The sequence below is a fragment of the Micromonospora sp. NPDC048907 genome (assembly GCF_055586885.1).
The window spans coordinates 719,832-746,075 of the sequence record NZ_JBVJHI010000002.1 but is presented as its reverse complement, the minus strand read 5'-3'; the positions used below and the strand labels follow the sequence as shown (position 1 = coordinate 746,075).

General features: G+C 74.9%; 24 protein-coding genes. 6 read left to right on the top strand and 18 right to left on the bottom strand.

Annotated features, from left to right (window positions below):
- The first annotated feature begins 3 nt into the window (after nt 1-3).
- Both ACZ6PY_RS08540 and ACZ6PY_RS08535 read left to right on the top strand, forming a co-directional pair.
- A complete protein-coding gene (locus tag ACZ6PY_RS08540; protein ID WP_466070439.1) occupies nt 4-579 on the top strand; it encodes a redoxin domain-containing protein in 576 nt (191 codons plus the stop codon).
- The gene (locus ACZ6PY_RS08535) at nt 576-1,454 is read left to right on the top strand and encodes a cytochrome c biogenesis CcdA family protein (RefSeq protein ID WP_466070437.1); all 879 of its coding nucleotides are present in this window, start codon (nt 576-578) and stop codon (nt 1,452-1,454) included. Before ACZ6PY_RS08540 ends, ACZ6PY_RS08535 begins: the two co-directional genes overlap by 4 nt.
- Here the strand turns inward: ACZ6PY_RS08535 and serS are convergent.
- The 13 genes from serS to ACZ6PY_RS08470 all read right to left on the bottom strand — a co-directional run bounded on the left by serS (nt 1,438) and on the right by ACZ6PY_RS08470 (nt 15,212).
- Nucleotides 1,438-2,724: a serine--tRNA ligase gene (gene serS / locus ACZ6PY_RS08530; protein WP_466070435.1), complete on the bottom strand. Its 1,287-nt coding sequence runs from the start codon at nt 2,722-2,724 to the stop codon at nt 1,438-1,440. The two genes, ACZ6PY_RS08535 and serS, sit on opposite strands and share 17 nt — an antisense overlap.
- Before the next feature lie 108 nt (nt 2,725-2,832).
- The gene (locus ACZ6PY_RS08525) at nt 2,833-3,558 is read right to left on the bottom strand and encodes an alpha/beta hydrolase (RefSeq protein WP_466070433.1); all 726 of its coding nucleotides are present in this window, start codon (nt 3,556-3,558) and stop codon (nt 2,833-2,835) included.
- Nucleotides 3,555-4,943 carry an amidase gene (locus ACZ6PY_RS08520; RefSeq protein WP_466070431.1) on the bottom strand — a complete coding sequence of 463 codons (1,389 nt, stop codon included), beginning with the start codon at nt 4,941-4,943 and terminating at the stop codon, nt 3,555-3,557. Before ACZ6PY_RS08520 ends, ACZ6PY_RS08525 begins: the two co-directional genes overlap by 4 nt.
- Entirely contained in the window at nt 4,940-5,878 is a 939-nt protein-coding gene (locus ACZ6PY_RS08515) for a hypothetical protein (protein WP_466070429.1), read from the bottom strand. The genes ACZ6PY_RS08520 and ACZ6PY_RS08515 overlap by 4 nt, the downstream gene beginning before the upstream one ends.
- Entirely contained in the window at nt 5,865-7,106 is a 1,242-nt protein-coding gene (locus tag ACZ6PY_RS08510) for an acyl-CoA dehydrogenase family protein (RefSeq protein WP_466070427.1), read from the bottom strand. Before ACZ6PY_RS08510 ends, ACZ6PY_RS08515 begins: the two co-directional genes overlap by 14 nt.
- Nucleotides 7,103-7,507, bottom strand: coding sequence for an SCP2 sterol-binding domain-containing protein (locus ACZ6PY_RS08505; protein ID WP_466070426.1), 405 nt, complete (start codon nt 7,505-7,507; stop codon nt 7,103-7,105). The genes ACZ6PY_RS08510 and ACZ6PY_RS08505 overlap by 4 nt, the downstream gene beginning before the upstream one ends.
- Nucleotides 7,508-7,585: 78 nt before the next feature.
- The gene (locus tag ACZ6PY_RS08500; protein WP_466070424.1) at nt 7,586-8,515 is read right to left on the bottom strand and encodes a ThiF family adenylyltransferase; all 930 of its coding nucleotides are present in this window, start codon (nt 8,513-8,515) and stop codon (nt 7,586-7,588) included.
- Nucleotides 8,512-10,083 carry an MFS transporter gene (locus ACZ6PY_RS08495; RefSeq protein ID WP_466070422.1) on the bottom strand — a complete coding sequence of 524 codons (1,572 nt, stop codon included), beginning with the start codon at nt 10,081-10,083 and terminating at the stop codon, nt 8,512-8,514. The genes ACZ6PY_RS08500 and ACZ6PY_RS08495 overlap by 4 nt, the downstream gene beginning before the upstream one ends.
- Before the next feature lie 17 nt (nt 10,084-10,100).
- Nucleotides 10,101-11,207, bottom strand: coding sequence for a TauD/TfdA family dioxygenase (locus tag ACZ6PY_RS08490; protein WP_466070793.1), 1,107 nt, complete (start codon nt 11,205-11,207; stop codon nt 10,101-10,103).
- Nucleotides 11,208-11,738: 531 nt separating this feature from the next.
- Nucleotides 11,739-12,230, bottom strand: coding sequence for a MarR family winged helix-turn-helix transcriptional regulator (locus ACZ6PY_RS08485; protein WP_466070420.1), 492 nt, complete (start codon nt 12,228-12,230; stop codon nt 11,739-11,741).
- Nucleotides 12,231-12,455: 225 nt separating this feature from the next.
- Nucleotides 12,456-13,529, bottom strand: a complete 1,074-nt coding sequence (locus tag ACZ6PY_RS08480) for a DNA polymerase III subunit beta family protein (protein WP_466070791.1) — start codon at nt 13,527-13,529, stop codon at nt 12,456-12,458.
- 47 nt (nt 13,530-13,576) lie between these two features.
- A complete protein-coding gene (locus tag ACZ6PY_RS08475; RefSeq protein WP_466070418.1) occupies nt 13,577-14,752 on the bottom strand; it encodes a saccharopine dehydrogenase family protein in 1,176 nt (391 codons plus the stop codon).
- 52 nt (nt 14,753-14,804) lie between these two features.
- Nucleotides 14,805-15,212, bottom strand: a complete 408-nt coding sequence (locus ACZ6PY_RS08470) for a hypothetical protein (RefSeq protein ID WP_466070416.1) — start codon at nt 15,210-15,212, stop codon at nt 14,805-14,807.
- A 172-nt stretch (nt 15,213-15,384) separates the two neighbouring features.
- Here ACZ6PY_RS08470 and ACZ6PY_RS08465 point away from each other — a divergent pair, with 172 nt between their 5' ends.
- Nucleotides 15,385-18,327 (top strand): winged helix-turn-helix domain-containing protein, encoded by a 2,943-nt coding sequence (locus ACZ6PY_RS08465; RefSeq protein ID WP_466070414.1) that lies wholly within the window; start codon nt 15,385-15,387, stop codon nt 18,325-18,327.
- 12 nt (nt 18,328-18,339) lie between these two features.
- Here ACZ6PY_RS08465 and ACZ6PY_RS08460 read toward each other — a convergent pair whose 3' ends face one another.
- Both ACZ6PY_RS08460 and ACZ6PY_RS08455 read right to left on the bottom strand, forming a co-directional pair.
- Complete coding sequence (locus ACZ6PY_RS08460) at nt 18,340-18,891, bottom strand: DsbA family protein (protein WP_466070412.1); 552 nt, start codon at nt 18,889-18,891, stop codon at nt 18,340-18,342.
- 103 nt (nt 18,892-18,994) lie between these two features.
- Nucleotides 18,995-19,672, bottom strand: coding sequence for a BON domain-containing protein (locus ACZ6PY_RS08455; RefSeq protein ID WP_466070411.1), 678 nt, complete (start codon nt 19,670-19,672; stop codon nt 18,995-18,997).
- Nucleotides 19,673-19,959: 287 nt separating this feature from the next.
- On the opposite strand from ACZ6PY_RS08455, the gene ACZ6PY_RS08450 reads away from it, so the two are divergent.
- Nucleotides 19,960-22,695, top strand: a complete 2,736-nt coding sequence (locus tag ACZ6PY_RS08450; RefSeq protein WP_466070409.1) for a cellulose binding domain-containing protein — start codon at nt 19,960-19,962, stop codon at nt 22,693-22,695.
- Between the two features lie 63 nt (nt 22,696-22,758).
- Here the strand turns inward: ACZ6PY_RS08450 and ACZ6PY_RS08445 are convergent, their stop codons facing one another.
- Complete coding sequence (locus tag ACZ6PY_RS08445) at nt 22,759-23,163, bottom strand: hypothetical protein (protein WP_262282191.1); 405 nt, start codon at nt 23,161-23,163, stop codon at nt 22,759-22,761.
- 437 nt (nt 23,164-23,600) lie between these two features.
- On the opposite strand from ACZ6PY_RS08445, the gene ACZ6PY_RS08440 reads away from it, so the two are divergent.
- Entirely contained in the window at nt 23,601-23,960 is a 360-nt protein-coding gene (locus tag ACZ6PY_RS08440; RefSeq protein ID WP_313718855.1) for an STAS domain-containing protein, read from the top strand.
- A 127-nt stretch (nt 23,961-24,087) separates the two neighbouring features.
- Nucleotides 24,088-24,540: an SRPBCC family protein gene (locus ACZ6PY_RS08435; protein ID WP_262282193.1), complete on the top strand. Its 453-nt coding sequence runs from the start codon at nt 24,088-24,090 to the stop codon at nt 24,538-24,540.
- A 13-nt stretch (nt 24,541-24,553) separates the two neighbouring features.
- On the opposite strand, the gene ACZ6PY_RS08430 is transcribed toward ACZ6PY_RS08435, so the two are convergent.
- Both ACZ6PY_RS08430 and ACZ6PY_RS08425 read right to left on the bottom strand, forming a co-directional pair.
- Nucleotides 24,554-25,063, bottom strand: coding sequence for a hypothetical protein (locus ACZ6PY_RS08430; RefSeq protein ID WP_466070406.1), 510 nt, complete (start codon nt 25,061-25,063; stop codon nt 24,554-24,556).
- A 99-nt stretch (nt 25,064-25,162) separates the two neighbouring features.
- Entirely contained in the window at nt 25,163-26,239 is a 1,077-nt protein-coding gene (locus tag ACZ6PY_RS08425) for a coiled-coil domain-containing protein (protein WP_466070404.1), read from the bottom strand.
- Between the last annotated feature and the right edge of the window lie 5 nt (nt 26,240-26,244).

The window sequence follows — 26,244 nt, the reverse complement described above, 5'->3', positions numbered from 1 at the left end:
CGGATGCGCCCACGTACCGCCCGTCGACTGGTCACCGCCGCCGTGCTGGCCGCCGCCCTGCCCGGCGCGGCGTCCTGCGCGGTCGGGCCGGAGCGGGCCACCCCGGTGGGCGCGGTGGCACCCGCACCGGCCGGGCCCGCGTCGCCGACCGCCGCGGTGGTCCCGGCCCGGGTCCCGGAGACGCTGTCGTTCACCGCGAGGACCCTCGACGGTACGGCGTTCTCCGCCGCCGCCCTGGCCGGGAAGCCGGTGGTGCTCTGGTTCTGGGCGCCCTGGTGCGCCACCTGCGCCAGCCAGGCCTGGACGGTCGCCGAGATCGCCCCGAAGTACCGGGACACCGTGCCGATCGTCGGCGTCGCCGGGCTGGGCGAGCAGAAGGCCATGAAGGAGTTCGTCAGCGAGTTCGAGCTGGCCGGCACCCCGCAGCTCGACGACCGGTCCGGCGCGCTGTGGCGCCGGTTCGAGGTGGTCGAGCAGAGCACCTTCGTGGTCGTGGACCGCGACGGGCGGGTCGTCCACCAGGGCTTCCTCGACGGCGAGTCACTCACCCGGCAGGTCGACGCGCTGGCCCGGGGATGACCGGCGGTGTGCTGCTCGCGCTGACCGCGGGCATGCTCGCCGCGGTCAACCCGTGCGGCTTCGCCATGCTGCCCGCGTACCTGTCGCTGCTGGTCGCCGGCCCCGCCGACGGTCGCGGCGCGGTCGGCCGCGCGCTCACCGCCACGGCCGGGCTGACCCTCGGGTACGCGCTGGTCTTCGGCGCCTTCGGCCTGGCGGTCGCGCCCCTCGCCGACTGGCTGCGCCCCCGGCTGCCGTGGCTGACCGTGACCCTCGGCGTGCTGCTGGCGCTGGCCGGCTGCTGGCTGCTCGCCGGCCGGCGGCTGCCCGCCCCCCGCCCCTTCGCCCGGGCGCCCCGGCTCACCCGCACCTGGCCGGCCATGGTCCTGTTCGGGGCGGCGTACGCGCTGACCTCGCTGACCTGCTCCATCGCGCCGTTCCTGGCGATCGTGGTGACCAGCCTGCGGGCCGGCTCGCCGCTGCGCGGGCTGGCGCTCTTCGGCGCGTACGCGATCGGGATGGGCCTGGTGGTCGGCGTGGCCGCGCTCGGCGTGGCGCTGCTGCGCGGCCGGCTGGTGGCCGGGCTGCGCGGCGCGGGCGCCTGGGTGCCCCGCCTCAGCGGCCTGGTGCTGCTGGTCGCCGGCGGCTACGTCGCCTGGTACGGCTGGTACGAGGTGCGCCTCGCCCGGGGCCGCCACGACGCCTTCGGCGACCCGGTCGTGCTGGCCGCCGCCCGCGTGCAGCAGGCCCTGGTCCGCGCGGTGGACACGGCAGGCCCGGCCCTGCTCGCGGCCGTGCTGGTGCTGCTGCTGGCGGCCGGCCTGCGGTGGCGACGCCGGCGGGGCCCGGACGAGCCGGCCCCCGCCGCGCGTCAGGCGGTCAGCGGACCGGGGTGAGCAGGTCCGTGCCGAGCTTGTCGCGGAGCACCTCCGGCACCACGACCGAGCCGTCGGGCTGCTGGAACTGCTCCAGGATGGCCGGGAACAGCCGGCTGGTGGCCAGCGCCGACCCGTTGAGGGTGTGCACGAAGCGGGTCTGCTTGCCGCCCGGCTCCCGGTAGCGGATGGCCGCCCGGCGGGCCTGGTAGTCGCCGCCCCAGGAGACCGACGACACCTCCTTGTACTTGCCGGTGCTCGGCATCCACACCTCGACGTCGAGGGTTTTCTTCATGGCGGCGCTGGAGTCGCCGGCCGCGAGCAGGCTGGTCTGGAAGTGCAGGCCCAGCTTCTCGACCAGACCCTCCACGTGACCGACCATGGCCTCCAGCGCGGCGCCCGCCTGCTCGGGCAGGGTGAACTGGAAGATCTCCACCTTGTTGAACTGGTGGCCGCGCACCGTGCCGCGCTCGTCGGAGTGCGAGCCGGCCGCCTCCCGCCGGTAGCAGGGGGTGTAGGCGAACGCCTTCAGCGGCAGCTTCGCGGTCTCCAGGATCTCGTCCTGGAACGCGCCGAGGATCGCCGTCTCCGCGGTGGGCAGCAGGAACTGGCCGCGCGGGGCGGACTGCTTGTCCAGGTGGTAGACGTCGTCGTAGAACTTCGGGAACTGGCCGGCCGCGAAGCCGGCGCTGTCCAGCAGCAGGTGCGGCGGGAGCAGGAACTCGTAGCCGGCCTGGATGTTCCGCTCGATCAGCCAGTTGACCAGCGCCCACTCCAGCCGGGCGCCGAGGCCCGTGTACATCCAGAAACCGGAGCCGCCGAGCTTCACCCCGCGCTCGTGGTCGACCAGACCGAGCGCCCGGCTCAGCTCCACGTGGTCCCGGACCTTCTCGACGGCCGGCGGCTCGCCGAAGGTGCGGACCACCCGGTTGGCCTCCTTGCCACCGGCGACCACGTCGTCGGCGGGCAGGTTGGGCAGCTCGCTCATGGTGGTGCGCAGCCGGGACTGCACCTCGTCCAGCTGGGACTCCAGCTCGGCGAGCTGCTTGCGCTCGGCCTCCGGCGCGACCGGCTCCGGCGTGACGCCGGACCGCTTCGCCTCCGCGTACGCCCGGGCCTCGGCCTTGCGCCGCTGCCGCTCGGCGTCGATCTCCGTGATGAGGGCGCGGCGTTCCTGGTCGAGCCGCTGGATGTCGTCCAGCGCCCGGTTGGCCTCGGCGGGATCCAGACGCTTCGCCAGCGCGGTCGCCACCGCCTCGCGATCCTTCCGGATCAACTCCATGTCGAGCATGCTGCTCCGTACGCCTCCGTCCAGGCAGTCAGGTAGGACCCCCAGATGCTACCGTCGCGGCCCGTCGCGCCCGGGCCGGGCGGCGGATGCCCCTCCCGACGGGTCGCCCTACGTGCCGACGGGCGGAGCCGGGCGGCCGGTGAGGAACGCCGTGGTGTGCGCGAAGATCAGGTCGGCGTCGTAGTCCAGGGTCGCCACGTGCCCGCTCCGGGTGAGCGGCACCTCCACCAGATCCGCCGAGCGCACCCCGCGCCGGATCACCTCCACCGACCGCAGCCCGGCCGGCCCGTCCGCCAGGGAACGGAACACCCGGATCGGCTGCGTGACCGCCGGAAGCCGCGGCCGCACGTCCGGCCAGAGCCGGGTCATCTGCTGCACCGCGGCCAGGGGGATGCGCCGGTAACCCGCGTACCGCGCCGACGGGTGCCGCACCTGCGGCCCCTCGTTGGCGATGCTGGGCACCACGTGCCTGAGCACCGGCAGCAACGGCAGCAGGGGATTCTTCATCGTGATCGACGGATTGACCAGGACGACGTGACTGACGGCGGGATGCGTGGCCGCCAGCCGGAGCGCCAACGCCCCGCCCATGGAGAGACCGACGACGGCCACCGGGCCGGCCGCCGCCACGTCGTCGACGGCGGCACCCGCGTCGTCGCACCAGTCCCGCCAGCTCACCGCCCGCAGATCCGACCACCGGGTGTCGTGGCCCCGGAGCACCGGCACCGCCACCCGGCCCAGGTGCGGCGCCAGCGCTTGGGCGAAGGGGCGCATGCTCGACGGGGAGCCGGCGAAGCCGTGCAGCAGCACGGCCCCGCCGGCCACCGGCGCCGTCACGCCCACCCCGGTGCGAGCCCGGTCGTGGCGCCAACCCGGGCCTGCACCTCGGCGACCTCGCGCAGGATCCGCCGCTCGCTGCCGTGCGGGCCGCCGAGCATCGCGCCGACGGGCAGCCCGTCCACCACGCTGACCGGCACGCTGACCGCCGGCATCCCGGCGATGTTGTACATCGGCGTGAACGGCATGAACCGCGTCATGGCCTGGAAGTTCTCCTCCTCGTCGCCGGCCCGGCGGAACGCCCCGCGGGCCTGCGGTGGCCGGCCGAGCGTCGGCGTGACCAGCAGGTCCACCGTGCCGAAGACCATGTCCTCCAGCATCCGGGCCACGCCGCGGAACATGGTCAGGCACTCGTGCAGGCGTGCGCCGCTCACCATCCGCCCCTGCTCCCGCAGCCAGCGGGTGAACGGGGTGAGGTTGTCCTCGTCGTCGACCTCGAAGGAGGCGGCGACCACCGACCACACGTCCCGGAAGGCCGCGGCCACCGCCACGTCCTGGCCCAGGTCCACCCGGACCAGCTCGTGCCCCGACTCCTGCAGGCTCACGGCCAGCTTCTCGGCGGCCGCCGCGCACTCCTCGGCCACCACCAGGTCCGGAACCATCGGGTCGGTGGTCAACCCGATCCGCAGACGTCGCCCCGGGTCGGGCCACGCGCGCGCCGCGGTCAGGTCCCCGGCCATGGTGCCGGCGACCACGTCCAGCAGCGCGGACGCGTCGAGCGCGTCCCGGGCCAGCACCCCCGGCACGGACAGGCCGGTGGGCGCGGGGTCCGAGGGCCCGTTGCTCACGGCGCCGTTGCTGGGGCGCACCCCCACGAGCCCGCAGCACGAGGCCGGGATGCGGACCGAGCCGCCCGCGTCGGTGCCGAGGGCCAGCGGCGCCAGTCCCGCGCTGACCGCCGCGGCCGAACCGCCGCTGGAGCCCCCGGGGGAGAAGCTGGACCGCCAGGGGTTCGCCGTGTCCCCGCCCACGAGATTCTCCGTGTAGCAGGGCAGGGCGAACTCGGGCAGGTGCGTCTTGCCCAGGATGGGCAGGTGTGCCCGTCGCAGCCGGGTCACCACGTTGTCGTCGCCGACCGCCTCGTCGTCCCGGTCCGCCGAGCCCCACCCGGTGAGCACGTCCTCGACGTCGAGGTTGTCCTTCAGCGCGATCGGCACCCCGTGCAGGGCGCCGACGTCGCCCGGACCCACCGTGCGGAGCACCGCGTCGGCCTCCTCCGCCTGGCGGAGCGCGAGGTCCTCGGTGACCGTCACGAAGGCGCCCAGCTCGGGATCCAGCCGCCGGATCCGGTCCAGGTGGTGCGCGGTCACCTCGACCGACGTCACCGACCCGGCCCGGATCAGCCGGGCGCACTCGAGCGCGGACAGCTCGTGCAGCGCGGTCATGAGACGACCTCCCCCGACCCGGCCTGGCGGCGGCCGCGCCGGTTGGCGGACAGCCGCGCCACCAGCCGTCGTTGCCAGGACTCGTCGTGGGCGCCGGCCAGCCCGTCCTCGATGGCGTCGAGAGAGTGCGCGAGGTCCTCCGGCACCAGGCTGGCGAACGGCACCGCCGGCACCGGCACCAGGTAGCTCGACCACATCAGCGACGTGCGCGGCAACGCCGGCCTCGTGTCCGGGATGACCAGCGGATCGAACCCGATGAGCCGGAGGTGGCGCAGGGCGCCGTTCTCACGGCTGTCGCCGACGAGCAGCGGTCGCCCCATCGCCAGCACCGACCGGCCCAACGCGAGGATGAGGTGCCAGGGCACCCGGTCCCGCGTCTGGCCGGCGGGCACGTCCCCGGCCCGCACGAACCGCTTGATCTCGAAGACCTGCTGCGTGGTGAGCCCCCGGTCGGCGAACGGGGCGAGCAGGTCCACGCCGTGCGCGGCCTCGACCGGGAAGCGGCTCCGCGCCGGGTCGTCCAGCCGGCGCGGCAGCACGTCCCGCGAGCCGAGCAGGCCCACGTAGCCGAGGATCCGGCCGTCGGCGTCCAGGCACACGGTGTGGACGACCGTCGAGTCCGGCGGCTCCGCCAGCAACGCCGTCTCCCGCGCGGTCCGCGAACTCATCATCGACAGGTCGATGAACTCGGCCAGCCGGAACCCGAACACGGCCTGCAGGTGGCGCTCCTCCACGGCGTCGGAGCTGAACGCGACAGTGGTGAGCCCGTCACCCAGCTGCTCGATCCGGCTGAGCGCCGCCGCGCCGACCGTGGTCGGCAGATCCGGATAACGCAGGGAGCGGTGCAGGGCGACCAGCGCCCGCGCGTACGTGAGGTCCAGTGGCCCGTCCCGGTGCTGGTCGCCGGGGACCGCGGTGAGATTAGAAGTCGTCATCGTCGTCGTCCCGGTAGAGACAGTCGGTGATCGCCAGCGCCAGCGCCTCGGGCGTGCCCTCGAAGATCCGGGTGCCGAACGAGTCGCGGAGAACCTTCTCCAGGCCGTAGGAGCGCATGTAGCCGCGGGAGCCCATGAGCGCGACGGCCGTGCTCGCCGTCTCGACGGCCACCCGGTCGGCGAAGAGCTTCGCCATCGCCGGCTCCCGCTCGGGAGCGGGCAGCTGGGTGTCGACCTTGACGGCGGCACGCTGGTAGAGCAGCCGCGCGGCGTCCACGTTGACGGCCATGTCGGCCAGGCGGCGCGCGGTCATCTGGTGGTCGCGCAGCAGCTTGCCGCCCTGCACGCGCTCACCGGCCCAGTGCACCGCCATGTCGAGGGCGTGCCGGGCGATGCCCGTGGAGATCGCCGCGACGGAGGACCGGGCCATGTTCCCCTGCGCCACGTTGATGGCGGCGCCCTGGCACTCGCCGCCCACCACGTCGCGGGCCGGCACGTGGACGTCGTCGAACCAGAGCTCGCTGCCGAGGCAGTTGCGGTAGCCCATCTTGTCCAGCACGTCGCCGCGGCGCACCCCGGGCGCGTCGAGCGGCACGATGACGCAGGTCAGGCCGGTGGCGCCGGGGTGACCCTCAAGGTTGGCGTAGACGGCCGAGAACGTCGCGACGGCGCCGTTGGTGATGAACCGCTTGTGCCCGTTGAGCCGGTAGCCGTCCCCGACGCGGCGCAGCGTCGTACGCATCCGGGCGTCCGGGAAGTGCTGCGGGATGACGAGGTCGCTGCCCGCCTCCTCCTCGGCGACCGCGTTGCAGGCCAGGATCGCCCGGGGCCCGGCGAAGTCGGACAGGTAGCGCTGCTGCAGGTCGGGGTCGCCGGTGAGCAGGACGGGGGTCTGACCGAGCATGGTGGCGCCGAACGCCAGCGCGATGCCCGGGTCGGCGGCGGCCAACTCCTCCATCGCCATGGCCAGGCCGAGCACGCCGACCCCCAGCCCGCCCAACTCGCGGGGGAGCAGCGCGCGGGTCAGCCCGATGTCGTGCCCGGCCTGGATGACCTCCCAGTCGAACTCCTCGGCGGCCTGCTGGTCGAGCCGCACGGCACGCGGCGCGAGAACGTCCTGGGCGAACTCGCGGACCTCGTCCACGAATCGCTGGACCGACCGGGGGACCTGGTCGAAGTTCAGGTCCGTCTCGGCGGGGGACTCCGCGCGTACGGTGGTCGCCGTCACTTCGCGGCCCCGTCCACCAGGCCCTGCGCCGCGACGAGCTGCGGGTAGCGGTCGAAGGCGGGCTGCAGGATCGGCACCAGTTCGAGGACCTTGGCCACCTTGCCCTTGATGCGGACCTTGCCGAGGGCGACGGCCGCGGGCATCAGCAGGGTGCCCGACCACAGCCGGTGGGCGGTGTCGCAGCTCATCTTGATGGTCACGGACGCGTCCTGCGGCGCGTCGTCGCCGAAACGGACCTGGTCCGGCGTGACGTGGATGATGCAGTCCGGCTTGGTGTGCACCAGACGGAGGGTCAGGTCGGCGTCACGCAGCCGCGCGGTGAACTCCTCGTCGGCGGCGAGAATGGTGAACAGCTCGCCGAAGACCGCGTAGGCGGTGGACGAGTCTGGGTAGACGGACATGGCGATTCCTCCCCTAGAAATCGATAAACTTCGATGTACTTGCCCCGGAGGGGGGCACTGGACGGGCGTCCGGGCGGCTCAGCGGTGGCGACGGGCTCCGCGGGTCATGGCGAGCAGCAGGCCGGCCACCTCGACCGGTTGGCGGAGCCGGTCCCACAGCCGCTCCCCGGGCGGCATGGCGAGACGGTGGACGTCGACCGTCGCCGACGAGGGCACCGGCCGCCCGGTCACCAGGCGGACCGTGAGCGTCGCCGCCAGGACGCCGAACATGTCGGCCGCCTGCACCAGCTGCGGGAAGGTGAACTCGTCCCGATGCAGCCCACGCCGGATGAGGCCGACCAGGTCCCGCGGCACCTTGCGCGCGGGCACCAGCCGGGCGAGCAGCTCCCACAACGGCATCTCGTCGAGCTGCCGCCGGGTCACCGCCCCGCCGAAGAGCCGCTGCTCCCGGCGGTAGTCGTAGACCCGCACGTGTTGCGTGCCCGACATGTCCCAGCCGGTCATCAACGGCAGCCCGCGGTCCCGGACCCGCTCGTGCAGCAGGCCCTTCGCCGCGAGCCCGGAACGGGTGGTGACGTCCACGCCGTCGATGACCACGTCGACGCCGGCGAGCAGCGCGTCCACCGTCTCCTCGGTGACCCCGTCCGTGGCCACCTCGACCGCCACGTGCGGGTTGATCGCCCGGGCCCGGTCGGCCGCCACGGCGGCCTTGTTCCGGCCCAGGTCGTCGACCGTGGCGTTCTGCCGGTTGAGGTTCGTCAGCTCGTAGGTGCCCGGGTCGGCCAGCGCCAGGGACCGGAAGCCGAGCCGTACCAACGGCTCCACGGCGGCGCCACCGATCGACCCGCAGCCGGCCACGAGGATCCGGGCGGCGGAGATCCGGGCCTGATCCTCCGCCTCCACGACGCCCCGGTTGCGGTCGACGAAGATGCGCTGGAACTCGTCGGGCGGCAGGGCCCGCGCCGCCTGCGGCGAGCTGACGTCCTGGTCGATCAGCGCCCCGGTCATCGCGTCTCCCCGGTCAGCGCGGAGTCCATCGGCAGGTCGTGCGCCGCCGCCCGCGGCGTGAGCCGCGAGGGAACCCAGACGAGCACCAGCAGCGCGCCGACGAGCAGCACCCCGATGCCCACCCCCAGGGTCACGTGCATCGCGCCCACGAAGGCGTCCCGTGCGCGGTCCGCCAGCGCCAGCGTCTCGGGGCCGGCCGCACCCGCCGGGGGCCGGCCGCCGAGGGCGAACAGCGTCGCCCCGAGGGAATCCCCGGCCCGCTCCCGTTGCCCCGGCGGCAGCGCGTCGAGCACCGTGGCGGCGCGGTCGCGGTAGGCCATCGACAGCACCGAGCCCATCACGGCGACACCGAGCGCGGCGCCGACCTGCCGGACCGTGTTGTTCACCGCGCCGCCCACCCCGGCCTTCTGGGTGGGCACGGCGGACATCGCCAGCGTGGTCGTGGCGCCCATGACGAAGCCCATGCCGAGGCCGGCCACCAGGAGGCTCGCCTCCAGGCGCCACAGCGGCGACGTGGCGGTGGCGAGGAGCAGGCCGGCGAACGACACCGCCAACAGCACCAGGCCCCCGCTCACGGTGAGCCGGAAACCGTAGCGCCGCACCATTCCGGCGCTGGTGACGGCCGACAGCACGCTGCCCACCGCGACCGGCAGCAGGATCAGACCCAGCTCCAGCGGAGTGTGGCCGAGAACCAGCTGCACGTAGAAGACCAGCAGGAACGTCCCGCCGGTGAGGGCGAAGAACGCGAGCGACACGGCGGTGGTGCCGCCCGCGAACGGCGCGCTGCGGAACAGGCTCACGTCGAGCACCGGGTGCGCGGTGCGCCGTTCCACCAGGATCAGCACGACCGTCAGCACGAGACCGAGCGCCACCATCCCGGCGGAGGCCGGGGCGAACCAGTCGTTGTCCTCGCCGGCCCGGATCACCCCGTAGACGATGGCCGCGATCGCGGCGGTGGACAGCAGCAGACCCGGCAGATCGAGGTGGAACCGGGCGGTGGATCGGGATTCCCGGGCCACGACGAACAGCAGCGCCAGGCAGACGGCCGCCACCGGCACGTTGATCAGGAAGACCGAGCCCCACCAGAACCGCTCCAGCAGGGCGCCGCCGAGGATGGGGCCGAACGCCACGGACAGCCCGCCGAGCGCCGCCCAGATCCCCATGGCCTTGCCGTGCTCCTCCTCGGGCACCGCGTGCTTGATGATGGCCAGGGTGGCCGGCGGCACGACCGCGCCGCCGACGCCCATCACGGCACGCCACAGGATCAGGGCGTCCGGGCTGTCGGCGAAGGCCGAGAACGCCGACGCGACGGCGAACACGGCAAGGCCGACCGCGAGGGTGCGCCGCCGCCCCCACCGGTCGGCGATCACGCCGGCGGTGAACATCAGCGAGGCATAGACCAGGATGTAGGAGTCGACCGCCCACTGGAGCTGGGAGTTGTCGGCCCGCAGGTCCCGTTGGATGGCCTGCAGCGCCACGTTGAGGATGGTGTTGTCCATCATCACCATGAGGAAGCAGGCGCCGACGACCACGAGCAGCAGGCCCTGGCGTTCCGATCTCGTCGTCATTGAGATGTGTTCCTTGTCTAGTCGTTGCTGTAGGCGGGGCGCCGGTCGACGCGCGACAGATCGGTCCCGGACTTGAAGATCCGCCGGTGCACGTGCGAGCGCGGCATCCGATCCGCGGTCGACCGGCGGAGGTCGGGCACGGCGAAGGAGCGGCGCAGCCACCGGTCCTGGCCGTCGTGCCGGGCGGCGAAGCCGGTGCGGCCGTGCACCGCCTTGTCGTTGTCGACGATGAGCAGGTCCCCGGCCTCGAGGACGTGGCCGACCAGGTTGGTCAGCATCGCCCGGCGCAGGCTGGCCAGGGCCCGCCGGCCCTCCGGGTCCTCGGTCGTCATCGCGTGGAAGTCGACGCACAGCTCCGGATCGAAGGGTGACCCGCTGAGCACCGGGACCGGCCCGGCGTAGACGTCTTCCCGATCGCCCACGAAGGAGCTGGCCAGCCGGATCCGGTAGATCGACTGGGTGAGCACCTCCCGGGTCCCGCCGTCCAACCCCGCCAGCGCGCGGCGGATGCCGCTGGCCAGCGTGAGCGCCACCCGCTCGTGGTCCGGCCGGAGGGCGAGCAGGCTGATGAACCGCGGCCGCTGCGGGTGGAACCCGTCCTCGGTGTGCAGCTCCAGGAAGCAGCTGCCGGTGTTCTCCTGCCGCTTCTCGGCGCCGAGCACGGGCGCGACGTCCTGGATGATCCGGCCCGCCTTCTCGTCGGCGTACGAGATCACGTCGCCGAGGATGTTCATGACCGCCAGCTGGGTCATCGTCGCGACCTCGAGCCGTTGCCAGTCACCGTCGTAGTTGCCCTGCTCGGGCGTGGGCGGCAGCACGTCGTCGATCGGCACGTTGCGCAGCAGCAGCATCCCGTCCGGGTTGCTGCGGTAGCGGAACTGGGTCAGGGCGCGCACCAGTGTTTCCGGCCCCTCGCGCAGCATCCGCAACTTGCAGTCGACCATCAGGTCGTCGTCGTCCAGGTGCAGACCGGATGGTCTGCCCGCATGCCGGGCGGCGATCCCCCGCGCCACCGTCCGCAGGCACTCGCGGTCGTCGTCGGTCAGCACGAGAGCCGCGCGCCCCGCCCGCCTGACGGGCCACGAGCGGCCCTCGTCGTCCGTCACCATGGCGACCTTGTCCATCGACACAGGTCCTCCCCCGTCTCAGTCAACTGATCACGCTCAGGATCCTGATCGCGAATCACACTACATCAATTGCTCGGGAAGGACGGCGAAAAGCAATGTCAGGTCGTCGACATCTCGGCGGTGAATGATTGAACGAAGCACACATATGCGGTGGAGCAACGCGCCCGGCGATATTGCGAGCGCGTTTCCAGCCCCTGGGACGACTGACGAGTCAAATTTCCCAGCCGGTGTCATCCTCGGGCCGCCGCCCCGGCCGAGGGCCGGAACAAGAGGAAGGATCGGCAGGTCGGCGGGCTGCGGCGGACGCCGGCAGGCGGCGGGGTGGGGGAGCCGGACGCTATTCCGCGCCGTCGAATCAGTCAACGATGTTGCGTGGATGTGACAGGACGGGGGCTCCCGGCGCGGAGGCATTTCACTGCCATCGCCGGCTAACGGACAAACTTATGAATCTGCTGATTTCACGACTTCCGGACCCGGTCGAGTGACGCGCCTAACATTTCCCGCCGCACCAGCCCGGACCGCCGGAAGTCACTCGCCGGAGGCCGCCCGGGCCGACTTCTCCGGGTCGTCGAGCACCCGCCGGGCCCGCTCCAGCAGGTGCCGCAGGGCGGCCAGTTCGTCCGCCGTGAACTCCTCCTCGTAGCGGGCGTCGACCTCCCGCGCGGCGAGGTCGGCCCGGGCCAGCAGGGCGGCGCCCCGACGGGTCAGGGTCAGCGCCAGGACCCGGGGGTGGATCGCCGCGGGAGTCCGCTGGGCCAGCCCGCGCTTCTCGAGGGCGGCGGTCACCACGCTCATCGACTGGGGCGTGACCCGGCACAGGCGAGCGAGTTGCGCGCTCGACGACCCGGGGTTGCAGCGCAGCATCAGCATCGCGGTGTACTGCGTGACGGTGAGGTCGAACGGCGCCAGGCAGTCCGCCTTCCGGACGACCATCACCGACGCCGCGTGCTGGAGCAGGGTGCTGACCCGCCCGTTGATCTCCTGCTGCCGCGCCACGTCGGCCCTGCTCGTCGTGCCCACTGACGGTTCCTCCCGCGCCTGTCCGCCCCGGTCGGTGCCCGCGCACGGCCGACCTCAGGGCCACTGTCGCACGGCGCGGGAGTACCCGACACTCGACACAGGCACCCTGAGCAGCGGATCGGCCCGGCCCGCGCGCCCGGCGGCCGCCGGCCACGGCCGGGTACGCAGCGGCCACCGGCCGGGTGCGGCGATCAGCGACCCCGGCCGGCGGTGCCGGTCAGCGCCTCAGAGGCGGACCGGCATGAGGATGGAGAACGCGTCGCCGTCGTCGGGGCGGCGCACGGCCAGCGGGGCGATCGGCCCGTCCAGCTCCAGCACGAGCTGGCCCCGCCCACCGGCGTCGAGGGCGTCGAGCAGGTACTCCCGGTTCACCGCCACCCGCAGGCCGTCCGGGGTGTCCGGTCCCACCACACGCAGCCCGTCCCGGTCGTCCAGGCCGAGCACGACCACCTCGTGGTCGACCCCCGCGTACTCCCGCAGCAGCACCGGGACGCCCTCGGCGGTGAGCGCCCGCCGCAGCGCCGCCACGTCGACCGGGATCCGGTGGGTGGGCGCGTCGCCGACCTGCCCGTGCAGCAGCCGGCGGTAGTCCGGGAAGTCGTACGGGAGCGCGTCGGCGGTCACCGGCCGGCCGGCCACCGAGACCTCGACCCGGTCCGGGGCCACGAGGACGTACGCCTCCGGGGTGCTCCCCGCGCCGGTGTCGAGCAGGGCACGCAGCGCGTCGACGGCGTCCACGGGCAGCAGCGCGCGCACGGGTGGGCCGTCGACCCGCCCGCCGGCCCACCCCACGGCGAGCCGGTGCCGGTCGGTGGCGACCAGCCGGACGCCCTCCGGCTCGACCTCCAGCAGCACGCCGGAGAGCACCGGCAGCTCGGGGTCGGTGCCGACGGCGAAGCGGACGGCGTCCACGGCGGCGGCCAGGCCGGCACGGGACAGGACGAGTCGGGTGGTGGTCATGGCGGTCTCCTCCGGATCGACCAGGGTGCGGATCCGGGAGAGCTCACGGCGGGCGTCGGCGAGGCCGTCCTCCAGCCGGCGCAGGTGCGCGTCCAGCAGCCGGTGCACCAGGGCCGGCTGGTGCCGGTGCCGCAGCGCCTCGGCGATCCCGGCCAGCGGCATGCCGACCCGGCGCAGCCCGGCGACGAGGCGGGCCGGTGCCACCTGGTCGTCGGTGTACCAGCGGTAGCCGGTCACCGGGTCGACGAGCGCCGGCACGAGCACGCCGGACCGGTCGTAGAACCGCAGCGCGCTCACCGTCAGCCCGCTGGCCCGGGCCAGCTCGCCGATGCTGCGCAGTTCGCTCTCCACGACGCCGGATCCTGGGCCCTCGACCCGGTCGAGGGTCAAGCGTCCAGCACCCGGAACGTGATCCCGGCCCGGACCAGCCGGTCCAGCAGGGCGTCGCCCATCGCGGTCACCGGGGTCACCTGCCCGGCGGTCGGGGGCAGGTCGTCGAGGGCCAGGCAGAGCGCGGACTCGGCGAGCATCTTGGCGGTCTCGTCGTAGCCGGGGTCGCCGCCGGCCACCTCGGTGCGTACGGTCCGGCCGCCGCCGGTGCCGACGAACCGGACCCGGAACCACGACTTCGCCCGCTGGGCGGCGCTCGGCCCCTGGCCGGAGGAGAGCCGGCCGAGCAGCCAGCGCCGGGTCGGCGGCAGCTTCACCAGCCCGACCACGCCGGCCAGGCCCACGCCGGCGGCCAGCACGGTGGGCAGCCGCTTCACCGCGGCGAAGTGGCGGTAGGTGAAGTCCGGGCCGTACTCCGGGCGGGCCGCCGCCGACCGGCGGACCACCTGCGGGTCGATGGTGGGCAGCGGCACCGCCCACTGGCCGAACTCCCGCACCCGGCCGACCCGGCCGGGCACCGCCCGGACCCGGCGGCCCTCCGGCCGTGGCTCGACCGCCCGGCGGGCCTTCGCCGCCCGGCTCATCTCGCCCGTGCGGGAGAACGCGGTGAGCGCCGAGTGGTAGGTGCCGGCGGAGAACCGGCCGCCGGCCCGGACGTAACCGTCCACCGTGACCGGCCCGTCGGTCGGAAGCTGCTTGACGGTGAACCAGGCGCCCAGGTCGTGCGGGATCGAGTCGAAGCCGCAGGCGTGCACCAGCCGCGCCCCGGTGCGCACCGCCTCGGCGTGGTGCCGCACGTACATGAGGTCGACGAACTCCGGCTCGCCGGTGATGTCGAGGTAGTCGGTGCCGGCCGCGGCGCAGGCCGCGACCAGCGGTTCGCCGTGGTGGACGTACGGGCCGACGGTGCTGGCGACCACCCGCGCGCTTCCCGCCACGGCACGCAGCGACGCCGGGTCGGTGACGTCGGCGGTGAGCAGCGGCAGCTCGGCCAGGCCCGGCTCGATGGCGGCCAGCCGGTCGCGCACCCCGGCCAGCTTGCCCGGGTTGCGGCCGGCCAGCGCCCAGCGCAGCCCGTCCGGGGCGTGCCGCGCGAGATACTCGGCGGTGAGGCCGCCGGTGAAACCGGTGGCGCCGAAGAGGACGAGGTCGTACGTGCGGTCGTCGCGCATCCGCCGAGTGTGCCACCCGCGGCCGCCCGGATCACGGGTGCGGCGCCCGCCCTCAGCCCGCGGCCGGCCGCTCCAGCGGCGAGCGGTCCGCCCGCAGCACCTCCCCGGTCTCCACGAGCTGCTGCGTCTCCCGCAGCGCCTGGCGCACAAACCGGCCGGGGTCGTCGCCGACCAGGTGGGCGGCCAGCCCCGGCAGCGCCGCCGGCCCACCGGCGGGCAGGCGGGCGGCCAGTTCGGTGCCGCGCCCGCCGGGGGCGGCGCGCGCGCACAACTCGACCGCGCCGCCGAGCCGGTGCAGCGGTTCCGGCGGGCGCCCGGGTGGCAGCACCTCCTCGGGCCGGCCGGCCACCGTCACCACCTCCCAGCGCCCGGGAGCGGCCGTGTGCGGCCGGCGCCGGTGCCGTCGTACGAGGGCCACGGCGACCACGGCGGCCAGCCCGCCGCCGGCCAGGCGTCCCATCCGCGCCACCCGTCCCCTCCCGTCCTCGGGGTCCCGGGCGGCCGGCGTCGCGTTGCCGGCCGCCCGCGTGCCTCCACCCTGCGGCCGGATCGGGTGACACCGGTTCGCCCGGAAGGGGTGAACCGGCCCGGGCCGGGTAACCGCTGGCCGCACCGACCGGGGGAGGGGCCGCATGCCGCAGGAGGCTGACCGCGTCGAGGTCGCCGCGACACCGACCGACGTGGCGGGGGCGACGGACGTCGCCGACCCGCCGCTCGCGCCGGGCGGGGGCGCCGGCGCGGTGGGGGTCGGCGGGGTGCCGGGCGGAGGCGGGTCGGCGGGTGGCCTCGGGACCGCGGGCCTGCCACTGCTGGCGTCCCGGCTGGCGCCGGCCGCGCTGCCCGAGCCGGTGCTGGTCCGGCCCCGGCTGCTGGACCGGCTCGACCAGGGCGCCGCCGGGCCGGTCACCCTGGTCCTCGCGCCGGCCGGCTGGGGCAAGACCACGCTCCTCGCCGGCTGGGCCCGGGCCGTGCGGGCCGAGCCGCCGCCGGCCTGGGTGACGGTGGAGGAGGGCGACACCGGCGAGCGGCTCTGGGCCTACCTGGCGGCGGCGCTGCGGGCGGCCGCCGAGGGGGTCCCGGACGAGGGCCCCCGGCCGCCGGTGCCGGACGGCCCGCCCCGGCCGGACCAGCTCGAACTGCTCGCCGCGGCGCTCGCGGCCCGGGAGCGTCCGGTGCTGCTGGTCCTGGACGACCTGCACCGGGTGTCCGATCCGGCCGCGCTGACCGGGTTGGAGTTCCTGCTCCGGCACACCGAGGGACGGCTGCGGCTGGTGGCCGCCGCGCGGACCGACCCGCCGCTGGCCCTGCACCGGTGGCGGCTGGCCGGCGAGCTGACCGAGGTGGGCCCGGGGGAGCTGGCGTTCACCCCCGACGAGGTGGCCGACCTGCTGGTCGCGCACGGCGTGCCGCTGCCGGCCGCGGCGGTGCCCCGGCTGGCCGACCGGACCGGGGGCTGGCCCGCCGGCCTGCGCTTCGCCGCGCTCGCGCTGCGCGCCCAGGCCGACCCGGCCCGCGCGGTCGACGGGTTCGCGGGCGACCAGGCGGACGTCGCCGGGTACCTGCGCGACGAGGTGCTCGCGCCGCTGGACCCGGCCGCCCGGGAGGTGCTCCGTCGCAGCGCGGTGGCCGCCGCCGTCTGCGCCGACCTGGCCGACGCCGTGACCGGGCGGCCCGACGCCGGTCAGGTGCTGGCCGACCTGGCCCGGGAGGGCGGCTTCGTCCAGCAGGACGGGGGCACCCCGCCCTGGTACCGGTGCCACCCGCTCCTGGCCGACCTGCTCCGCGACGAGCTGGACCGGCTCCCTGCCGACGAGCTGCGCGAGCTGCACCGGCGCGCCGCCGGCTGGTACGCGGGCCACGACCGGCCGGCCGAGGCGCTGCGGCACGCGCTGGCCGGCGGCGAGTGGGACAGCGCCACCGAGCTGCTGATCGCCCGCTGGCCCGAGCTGGCGCCGTACGAGCGGGACGGGCGTGCCGCGCCGGCCCCGCCCGAGCCGCCGGTCGAGGCGGTGCGCCGCGATCCCGAGCTGGCGCTGGCCGGGGCGGCCGAACGGGCGTACGCCGGGGACGCCAGGGCGGCCGCGGGACGGCTGCGGGCGGCCGTCGAGCACGCCCGCGACCTGCCCACCCCGCGCCGGGACCGGTTCCGGCGGCTGGCCACCGCGGTCGAGCTGAGCCTGGCCCGGCTCGACGGGGACCACGACGAGGTACGCCGGACGGCCGGGCGGTTGCTCGCCACCGCCGCCCCGACCGCGCCGGGGGACGACCCGCGGGCCGGCGCCACGGAGGACGCGGACGTGCGGGCGGTCGCGGGCACCGCGCTCGGGCTGGTGGCGCTGGCCGAGGGGGACCTGGCCGAGGCCGCCGGGCACTTCTCCGCCGCGCTGGCGGCGGCGCGGCGGGCGGGCCGGCCGCGTACCGAGCTGGTCTGCGCGAGCCGGTCGGCGCTGCTGGACGCGGCGCACGGCGCGCTCCGGTCCGCCGAACGCACCGCCCGGGAGGCGCTGGCCATGGCGCCCTGCGAGGGCTGGTCCTCGCGGCTGGACTGCGGTTACGCGTACCTGGCGCTGGCCCTGGTGGCGTGGGACCGCGACGAGCCGGCGGAGGCCGCGGCGAACCTCACCCTGGCCGGCCCGGCGACCGCGGAGCCGGGCGGGGCGGCGCTGGCCGCGCTCTGCCGGGCCGGGCTGCTGGCCGCCGGCGGTGAGCCGGCCGCGGCGCTGCGCGCGCTGGCCGCGGCCCGGGAGACGGCGCCCGGCCCCGATCTGGCTGCCTGGCTGCTTGCCGACGAGGCCCAGCTGCGGGCCGCCGTGGGGGACCTGGAGAGCGCGCGCGCCCTGCTCGCCGACGCGGGAGCGGGCCAGCCGGACACCCCGACCCCACCCGAGCCGCCCGGCACGGGCCCGGTCGGCGCGGCCCCGGCCGGCGCGGCCCGGGCGGGCGGGCCGGTCACCGGGGAGCCGGACGGCGCGGTCGGCCGCGGCCGGGCCGCCCTGGACGTGGCCCTGGCCCGGCTGCGACTGGAGGCCGGCGACGCGCGCGCGGCCGACCGGGCGCTGCCCGACTGGACCGGCCCGGACGCGGACTCCTGGCCGCTGCCCGTGCGGCTGACCGCCGGGCTGCTCGACGCGGTGCTGACCGGCGCCGCCGGCGACGACCGCGGCGCCGGGCGAATCCTGGAGCGGGTGCTCGACCTGGCCGAGCCGGAGGGCTACCGGCGGGTCTTCACCCGCGCCGAGCCGGCGGTCCGCGACCTGCTCGCCGCGCACCTCGACGCCGGCACGGCGCACTGGGCGACGGTGAGCGACCTGGTCCGCGGGGCCGACGAGCGGCGGGCCGACGAGGCGCCGGAGCGCCCGGCCGGACCGGAGCGGACCCTGGACGAGCCGCTCACCGAGCGGGAGCTGACGATCCTGCGCTACCTGCAGAGCATCCTGTCCAACGTGGAGATCGCGGGCGAGCTGTCACTGTCGGTCAACACGGTGAAGACCCACGTGCGCAACATCTACCGCAAGCTCGACGCGACCCGCCGGCGGGAGGCCGTCCGGCGGGCGCGCGAGCTGCGGCTGATCTGACCGCGACGGGGTTCAGGCGTTCGCGGCCGCGTCCACGGCGGCCAGCAGCTCCGCCAGGTCGTACCCGCCGTCGTACCGCACCTCGTTGACGAACAGCGTCGGGGTGCCGTCGACCCCGCTGCGGATGCCGCCCACGAAGTCCTGCCGGACCCGGTCGGCGTGGGCGTGGCGCCCCACCTCCGCGCCGACCTCGTCGGGCGGCAGGCCGAGCTGCTCCACGCCGAGCGACAGGTGCACCGGGTCGAGCTGGTCCTGGTGCTCGTAGAGCCAGTCGTGCATCTCCCAGAACCGGCCCCGCCGGCCGGCCGCCTCGGCCGTCTCGGCGGCGCTCTCCGCGTACGGGTGGACGTTGGCGATGGGGAAGTGCCGGTAGACCAGCCGGACGGTGTCGGCGCGCTGGCGCAGCACCTCGGCCAGGTTGGCGTGGGCGGCCCCGCAGAACCGGCACTGGAAGTCGCCGTACTCGACGAGGGTGACCGGCGCCTCGGCCGGCCCGCGGGTGTGGTCCGTCCCGGTCACCGGTAGCTGCAGCCGGGCGGTGGTGACCTGCAGTGGCGTGGTCATCGGGCCATCACCCGCCGATCCGGCGTGGCGTTCGGATCAGTCATGGTTCCCAGCCTCGCGCACGCCGGGGTGAGCCGGGATCACCCGGCCGGGGTGGGCCGCCTCAGCGGCCTACGGTCACCTCGTTCCGCACCTCCCGGATGCCGGGCGCGTTCCACACCACCCGCTCGATCTCCTCGCGTTCGCCGGCCGAGTGGACCAGCCCCTCCAGGAGCACCGTGTCGCCGTGCACCCGCACGCTGATCCCCTCCGCCTCGGTGGCGCCGTTGCGGGCCAGGGCGTCCACGATCCGCTCGGCCAGGTCGCGTCCGTCGGGGCGGGCGCTCGGCCGGACGGTGATGCCGTTGCTCACCCCGCGTACGCCGGTGAGCCGGGCGACCGAGCGCTCGGCGGCCCGGCGCTGGTACTCCCACTCGACCTCGCCGTGCAGGGTGACCCAGCCGTCGGCGACGGTCACGTCGAGCGCCTCGATCGGCACGAAGGCGTCCCATTCCAGCGCGCGGCTCGCCGCGACGGCGATCTCCGGGTCGCTCTTCTCGGCCGAGGTGGCGATCCGGACGGCGATGTCGTTGGCCACCGCCCGCACCCGGGGCACCCGGTGCGCGGCCCGCTCGGCGGCCCACTTCCTGGCGTAGCTGTCCACCGACCCGGCCAGCGTCACCACCCCCTCGGTGACGGTCACCCCGATCTCGGTGGGGCGTACCCGGGGCTCCCAGGTGAGCTCGTCGAGGACGGCGGACTGGATCTCCTGGTCGGTGCGGATGGTCGTGGCGGTGGCCATGCTGGCTTCCTCCCGGGGATCGGTTCGCGGTGCGGCGGGCCCCGCCGGCACGGAGTCCCGCAACCCCGATCCTGCGTCCACCCCGGGTGACCCGCCCTCACCCGATCCGGGTGTCCCGGCGTTGGGAGCGCTTCCATAATCGACGGCGCAGCGGTTAAGGTGAATGTCCCTCGGCTGTGGGAGCCAGCACGCCGACGGGGAGCCCGGGCAGCTCCCCACGCACGGTCGACGTCGTCAGGGCACACGTCGCTCCCCTTCCACCACGGGCAACCGAGAGGAAACCGCCCATGCGCAGAAGTCTCGCCGGCGTGGCCGCCGCCGCGCTGGCCGCCACCGCGGCGGCCGTCGTCGTGCCGCTCGCCGCCGCACCCGTCACCCCGGCCGCCGCCTCGTCGGCCGAGCCGTACAGCTGGCGGAACGTCCGGATCGACGGCGGCGGCTTCGTCCCCGGCATCGTCTTCAACCCGACCGAGAAGAACCTCGTCTATGCGCGTACCGACATCGGCGGGGCCTACCGCTGGGAGCAGTCGACCCAGTCCTGGACGCCGCTGCTGGACTGGGTCGGCGCCGACCGGTGGGGCTGGAACGGCGTGGTCAGCCTCGCCACCGACCCGGTGCAGACCAACCGGGTGTACGCCGCGGTGGGCATGTACACCAACGACTGGGACCCGAACAACGGGGCGATCCTGCGCTCCACCGACAAGGGCGCCACCTGGCAGGCCACCGCGCTGCCGTTCAAGAACGGCGGCAACATGCCCGGCCGGGGCATGGGGGAGCGCCTCGCCGTGGACCCCAACCGGAACAGCGTCGTCTACTACGGCGCCGAGGGCGGCAACGGCCTGTGGCGCAGCACCGACTACGGCGTCACCTGGGCGAAGGTGACAAGCTTCCCCAACGTCGGCAACTACCGGGCCGACCCGAACGACAGCAGCGGCTACCAGAGCCAGAACCAGGGCCTGACCTGGGTCAGCTTCGACAAGAGCACGGGTACGGCCGGCAGCGCCACCCAGACCGTCTACGTGGGCGTGGCCGACAAGCAGAACCCGGTCTACCGGAGCACCGACGGCGGCGCCACCTGGCAGCGGATCCCCGGCCAGCCCACCGGCTACCTGGCCCACAAGGGCGTGGTGGACCCGGTCGGCGGCTACCTCTACATCGCCACCAGCGACACCGGCGGCCCGTACGACGGCGGCAAGGGCGACGTGTGGAAGTTCAACCGGGCCACCGGCGCCTGGACGCAGATCAGCCCGGTCCCGTCGTCCAGCGCCGACGCCTACTTCGGCTACTCGGGGCTGACCATCGACCGGCAGCACCCGAACACCCTGATGGTCGCCACCCAGGTCTCCTGGTGGCCGGACGCCATCTTCTGGCGCAGCACCGACGGCGGCGCCACCTGGACCCGGATCTGGGACTTCGCCAGCTATCCGAACCGCACCAAGAAGTACACGATGGACATCTCCGCGGTGCCCTGGCTGACCTTCGGCACCAACCCGTCCCCGCCGGAGGAGAGCCCGAAGCTGGGCTGGATGAACGAGTCGCTGGAGATCGACCCGTTCGACAGCAACCGGATGATGTACGGCACCGGCGCCACCGTCTACGGCACCACCGACCTGACGAAGTGGGACACCGGCGGCCAGGTCACCATCCGGCCGATGGCCAGGGGTCTGGAGGAGACGGCGGTGCTCGACCTGGTCAGCCCGCCCTCGGGCGCGCCGCTGGTCAGCGCGCTCGGTGACATCGGCGGCTTCCGCCACACCGACCTGGCCGCGGTGCCGCCGACGATGTTCACCCAGCCGATCTTCACGAGCACCACGAGCCTCGACTACGCCGAGACCAGGCCGGCGGTGCTGGTCCGGGCCGGCAACTTCACCGACGCGGACCGGCCCGGCGACAGCCACGTCGCGTTCTCCACCGACGGCGGGGCGAACTGGTTCCAGGGCGGCGAGCCGTCGGGGATCAACAGCGGCGGCACGGTGGCCGCCTCCGCCGACGGCAGCCAGTTCGTCTGGGCGCCGGGCGACGCCGGTCAGCCGGTGGTCCGGTCGGTCGGCTTCGGCACCTCGTGGGCCGCCGCCACCGGCATCCCGGCCAACGCGGTCGTCGAGTCCGACCGGGTCGACCCGAACAGGTTCTACGGCGTCAGCGGCGGGCGGTTCCACGTCAGCACCAACGGCGGCGCGAGCTTCACCGCCACCGCCGCGGTCGGCCTGCCCACGACGGGGGTCAAGGTCAAGGCGGTGCCCGGCCGTCAGGGTGACGTCTGGCTGGCCGGCGAGGGCGGGCTGTGGCACTCGACCGACTCCGGCGCGAGCTTCACGAAGCTGGCCGGGGTCACCTCGGCGGTCAACGTGGGCTTCGGGAAGGCCGCCCCGGGGCAGACCTATCCCGCGCTGTTCACGGTCGGCACCGTCGACGGCACCCACGGCGTCTACCGGTCGGACAACGCCGGCGCGACCTGGGTGCGGATCAACGACGACCAGCACCAGTACGGCAACGCGGGCGAGGCCCTCACCGGCGACCCGCGCGTCTACGGCCGGGTCTACCTGGGCACCAACGGCCGGGGCATCCTCGTGGCGGACCGGCTCGGCGCCACGCCGGGCCCGACGCCGACCACCCCCGGTCCCTCTCCGACCACCCCGGGCCCGTCCCCGACCACGCCGGGTCCGACGCCCACCTCCCCGAGCCCGTCGCCCAGCTCGCCCGGCCCGTCGCCGACCAGCGCCGGCTGCGCGGCGACCTACGCGGTGACGAACTCCTGGCCCGGGGGCTTCCAGGGCGAGGTCACGGTGCGCAACTCCGGCGCCGCCCCGATCGCCGGGTGGACCGTGGCCTGGACGTTCCCGGACGGCCAGACGATTACCCAGGTCTGGAACGGGTCGTACACGCAGACCGGGTCGGCGGTGACGCTGCGGGACGCCGGCTGGAACGGCAGCCTCGGCGTGGGTGGGGTCACCACGGCGGGCTTCACCGGCACGTACACCGGCGGCAACCGCGCGCCGGCGCTCTCCTGCACCGCCCGCTGACCGGACCGCGAACAGCGCGTGGCCGCCCCCGTCACCGGGGGCGGCCACCGTCGCGTCCGGAACTCAGCCGTCCAGGCCGGCGGGGGAGTTGGGGCGGTCGACGTCGACGAACTCGATCTCGTCGACGTCCCGCTCGCGGCTGCCGGCGGCCCGCGCGGCGGTGCCGGCGGCCCAGCCGATCGCCGCGCCGGCCAGCGCCGCGGCGATCAGCAGCGTCCAGGGCAGCGCCGGCCGGCGGCCGGCCAGCGCGTCGAAGGCGAGGGTGGCCCGGCGGCGGGCCTCCTCGGCGGCGGAGCCGACCAGGTCGGTGGCGTCGTCGGCGAGGCCGGAGGAGTTGCGGCGGGCCGACCGGGCGGCGTCCCGCACGCTGTCCCCGGCGGAGCCGGCGGCGGAGAGCAGGTGCTGCCACGCCTGGTCGGCGACCCGCTCGGTCTTGCTGCGGCGGTCCAGCAGGGTGGATCCGAACATGGTGTTACCTCCTCGGGGTGCCGAAGTCCGGCGGCCAGATCGGACTCCGGGTGTCATCCGGCGCGTGACGGTTCGCTCACCGGGGCCAGTGCCCGTACCGGAGCCGGCGCAAACCCACCGGGGCGGGCCGGGTCGCGCCCGATCGGCGCGGGACCGGACGAACCACGCGAACGCGCCGGGGGCGGGTGCCAGCCGGACGTGCGCCCGCCCGCTACCCTGGGTCGGCGGATCGGCCGGGGCCACCCCGGCCGATCGACCGGTTGGGACCCCGCGCCGCGGGGAAACAGGAGCCCGAAGGTCCGGATTGGGATGCCCAGGTGTGCCCAGTACGCGAATTGCTCATCCCGAGGGGTGGCGACCGAGGCCGTCGGAGGAATACTCTCGGTCGCGGCCCGCGTACTGATGAGGCGCCCGTACGGGCGAGTGGAGGTGCTCGCGTGAGCCTGTCGATCGTGAAGTCGGTGCTGCCGGGTGGTGTCGTCCAGATCGCCCCGCGAGGGGAGATCGACGTCGACACCGCGTACGAGGTGCGGGAAGCGATCGCCGAGGTGCTCGCCAAGGGCCGGCCCTCCCGGATCGAGCTCAACATGCGGCTCGTCACCTTCATCGACTCGGTCGGCATCAGCGCCATGGTCGCCGGCTTCCAGACCTGCGAGGTCAGCGGCGTCAAGCTGGTGGTCACCGAGCCGAGCCGGTTCGTGCACCGGCAGCTCTGGGTGACCGGCCTGCTCGGCCTCTTCGGCGCGCCCGAGCCCTGGTTCGCCGACAGCACCCCCCAGGTGCTCCCCGGCGCCTGATCGACCCACCCCTCCCTGACCGAGTCCCGCTCGCCGACCTGTCGCGGGCCGGGGACTTTCGACCCGTTGCCAGCCCGGCTCCGGTACGGGACGATCGTGCGGACCCACGACGGCGAGGGGGTGCCGCTTGCTCAGCAGCGACAGCTTCAGCTACACCGTGCAGGCCCGGTGCACGAGGGCCCACGCGGTGGCCCTGCTCGGTGACCTGAGCCGGCAGGGTGAGCTGCATCCGCTGATCGTCCGGGTCCGCCAACTGCCGGCCCGCCCCGGGGCGCTGGCCAGCTATGCGATCACCGACCGGCTGGCGCTGGGCCCGCTGCACTTCCCGGTCACCTACCAGGCGGACGTGCTGGTCGCCAACGAGGACGAGGTCGTGACCGTGGCCCGGCAGCAGCCGGCCACCACGGTGCGCAACCACACCCGGCTGCGCGACGAGCCCGACGGGGTGGTGCGCATCGACGTGGAGATCACCCTCTCCGCCCCGGCGCCGCTGTTCGGCTACGCCTTCCGGCAGGCCCGTGCGGCCCACCTCGGCCTGGCCAGCCGGCTCGGCGCCACCCTGGAGGGGCAGGCGTCCTGACCCGGTCGCCGGCTCAGCCGCGCCGCCCCGCGGACACCGGTCGCCGCACCGCGGGGCGGGCCGGCCGCAGCCGCCCCCACGGCTTGTAGGTGGACAGCACCGTCACGACGAGCAGCAGCGTGCTGGAGACGGTGGGCGGGATCACGAGGTCGACGCGCTGACGGGTGTCGGCCGCCCCGGCCAGCGCACCGAGGTGCCGGACCGTCGGGGTGAGCAGGAACAGCACGAGCACGACCACCACGGTGGTGACGGCGAACTTCACCAGCACCCAGCGCCAGCGCAGCAGCCCCCACGGGGTGAGCAGCGCGCTGGCGAGCCCGACCAGCCAGACGAGCACGCTGAGCGGGGCGAACAGCCAGGTGACCAGCAGCGCGGCGGCCGGGTAGACCACCTCGGGGTCGGCCCCGCGCAGCCCGGCCACGCCGAGGGCCAGCAGCACCAGGTCGGCGCCGAGCCATCCCAGCGAGGTGACCAGGTGCAGGGTGAGCAGGGCCTTGCGTCCGGCGGGCGAGAGTCGAGTCATGCCCTCGATGCTCGGCCCTGGCGGGCGTGGCGTCGTGGGCCGCGCGGCGACACCCGGCCTACGTCGTGGGGCGTAGGCCGGGCGCCGGCGGAGCGGCGATCAGTACACCGACAGGTGCACGTGGTTGGTGTGGTCGCTGGACGGGTCGCCGTTGCCCCCGCTGTACGACTTCCAGCCGCTGCTGGGCAGCCAGATCTGCTTGAACCAGATCACGTAGAGCACGGCGAGCGCGTCGGCGTTGCGGATGAAGTAGGCGGCCAGGTTGTTGCCGTAGGTCTTGTCGCCGCCGGTGGCCACGCCGCCGAAGCCGCTCTTCTGCGCGGCGAAGTCGCAGGCCCGCCCCTTCGGGTGCTCGCCGGATCCGCTGGGCCGGTGGCAGGAGACGTAGCGGGTGAAGCCCGCGGCCTTGGCCTGCTGGAGCGCGTGCAGCGTACGCGGGGTGATGCAGCCGTCGGCCGGGGTCGGGTCGTTGACGCTGCACGACTCCGGCGGCCAGGAGCCGTCGGCCCGGCGCGGGGCCGGCTTCGCGTTCGCCGTGGAGGTGCCCTGCACGCTGCCGCCGCCGCTGCTGGACGCCCGGTCGTTCGCCAGCTCCAGGGCGCGTTCGGCCTGCTGCTTGCGCTTGGCCATCACCGCGACCTGCTTGCGCTGCTCCTGGATCTCACCGGTGAGGGCGGTCTGCGTGCGGGTCGCCTCGTCCCGGCTGTCGAGGAGGTCGCGGAGCACCCGGTCCTCGTGGGCGGCCACCTGCTCCAGCGCCGCCGCGCGATCCATGAAGCCCTCCGGGCTGGTGCTGCCGAGCAGCGCCGCGGCCGTGCCCAGCCGCCCGGACCGGTACGCCACCCCGGCGATCTCGCCGACCTTGGCGTCGCGCACGGTCAGCTCGGCGTTGATCGTCTTGAGCTGGGCGGTGAGCTGCTGCTGCCGGGTCACCGAGCGGTTCAGCGCGGTGCGTGCGTCGAGCCAGCCCTTGCTGGCCGCGTCGAGCTGGGCGCGCAGGGCGGGGGTGCCGCCCTCGTCGTCGCCGGGCGCGGCGGCGAGCAGGCCGGTCGGGGAAGCTGCCGCACCCGCAGAGGCGGGGGAGACCGGCGCGGTCACGACGCCGAGGGCGAGCGTCGCGACGAGCAGGGCCGCCAACCGGGCGACCGTCCGTCGTACAGGTGCCACTGGGGGCATTCACG

Excerpts from the sequence above, each read along its gene's own strand:
- ACZ6PY_RS08540 (WP_466070439.1), top strand. The coding sequence starts at position 4 with ATGCGCCCACGTACCGCCCGTCGACTGGTCACCGCCGCCGTGCTGGCC.
- ACZ6PY_RS08535 (WP_466070437.1), top strand. The coding sequence starts at position 576 with ATGACCGGCGGTGTGCTGCTCGCGCTGACCGCGGGCATGCTCGCCGCG.
- serS (WP_466070435.1), bottom strand. The coding sequence starts at position 2,724 with ATGCTCGACATGGAGTTGATCCGGAAGGATCGCGAGGCGGTGGCGACC.
- ACZ6PY_RS08520 (WP_466070431.1), bottom strand. The coding sequence starts at position 4,943 with ATGACCGCGCTGCACGAGCTGTCCGCGCTCGAGTGCGCCCGGCTGATC.
- ACZ6PY_RS08515 (WP_466070429.1), bottom strand. The coding sequence starts at position 5,878 with ATGACGACTTCTAATCTCACCGCGGTCCCCGGCGACCAGCACCGGGAC.
- ACZ6PY_RS08505 (WP_466070426.1), bottom strand. The coding sequence starts at position 7,507 with ATGTCCGTCTACCCAGACTCGTCCACCGCCTACGCGGTCTTCGGCGAG.
- ACZ6PY_RS08500 (WP_466070424.1), bottom strand. The coding sequence starts at position 8,515 with ATGACCGGGGCGCTGATCGACCAGGACGTCAGCTCGCCGCAGGCGGCG.
- ACZ6PY_RS08495 (WP_466070422.1), bottom strand. The coding sequence starts at position 10,083 with ATGACGACGAGATCGGAACGCCAGGGCCTGCTGCTCGTGGTCGTCGGC.
- ACZ6PY_RS08490 (WP_466070793.1), bottom strand. The coding sequence starts at position 11,207 with ATGGACAAGGTCGCCATGGTGACGGACGACGAGGGCCGCTCGTGGCCC.
- ACZ6PY_RS08475 (WP_466070418.1), bottom strand. The coding sequence starts at position 14,752 with ATGCGCGACGACCGCACGTACGACCTCGTCCTCTTCGGCGCCACCGGT.
- ACZ6PY_RS08470 (WP_466070416.1), bottom strand. The coding sequence starts at position 15,212 with ATGGGACGCCTGGCCGGCGGCGGGCTGGCCGCCGTGGTCGCCGTGGCC.
- ACZ6PY_RS08465 (WP_466070414.1), top strand. The coding sequence starts at position 15,385 with ATGCCGCAGGAGGCTGACCGCGTCGAGGTCGCCGCGACACCGACCGAC.
- ACZ6PY_RS08460 (WP_466070412.1), bottom strand. The coding sequence starts at position 18,891 with ATGACCACGCCACTGCAGGTCACCACCGCCCGGCTGCAGCTACCGGTG.
- ACZ6PY_RS08455 (WP_466070411.1), bottom strand. The coding sequence starts at position 19,672 with ATGGCCACCGCCACGACCATCCGCACCGACCAGGAGATCCAGTCCGCC.
- ACZ6PY_RS08450 (WP_466070409.1), top strand. The coding sequence starts at position 19,960 with ATGCGCAGAAGTCTCGCCGGCGTGGCCGCCGCCGCGCTGGCCGCCACC.
- ACZ6PY_RS08445 (WP_262282191.1), bottom strand. The coding sequence starts at position 23,163 with ATGTTCGGATCCACCCTGCTGGACCGCCGCAGCAAGACCGAGCGGGTC.
- ACZ6PY_RS08430 (WP_466070406.1), bottom strand. The coding sequence starts at position 25,063 with ATGACTCGACTCTCGCCCGCCGGACGCAAGGCCCTGCTCACCCTGCAC.
- ACZ6PY_RS08425 (WP_466070404.1), bottom strand. The coding sequence starts at position 26,239 with ATGCCCCCAGTGGCACCTGTACGACGGACGGTCGCCCGGTTGGCGGCC.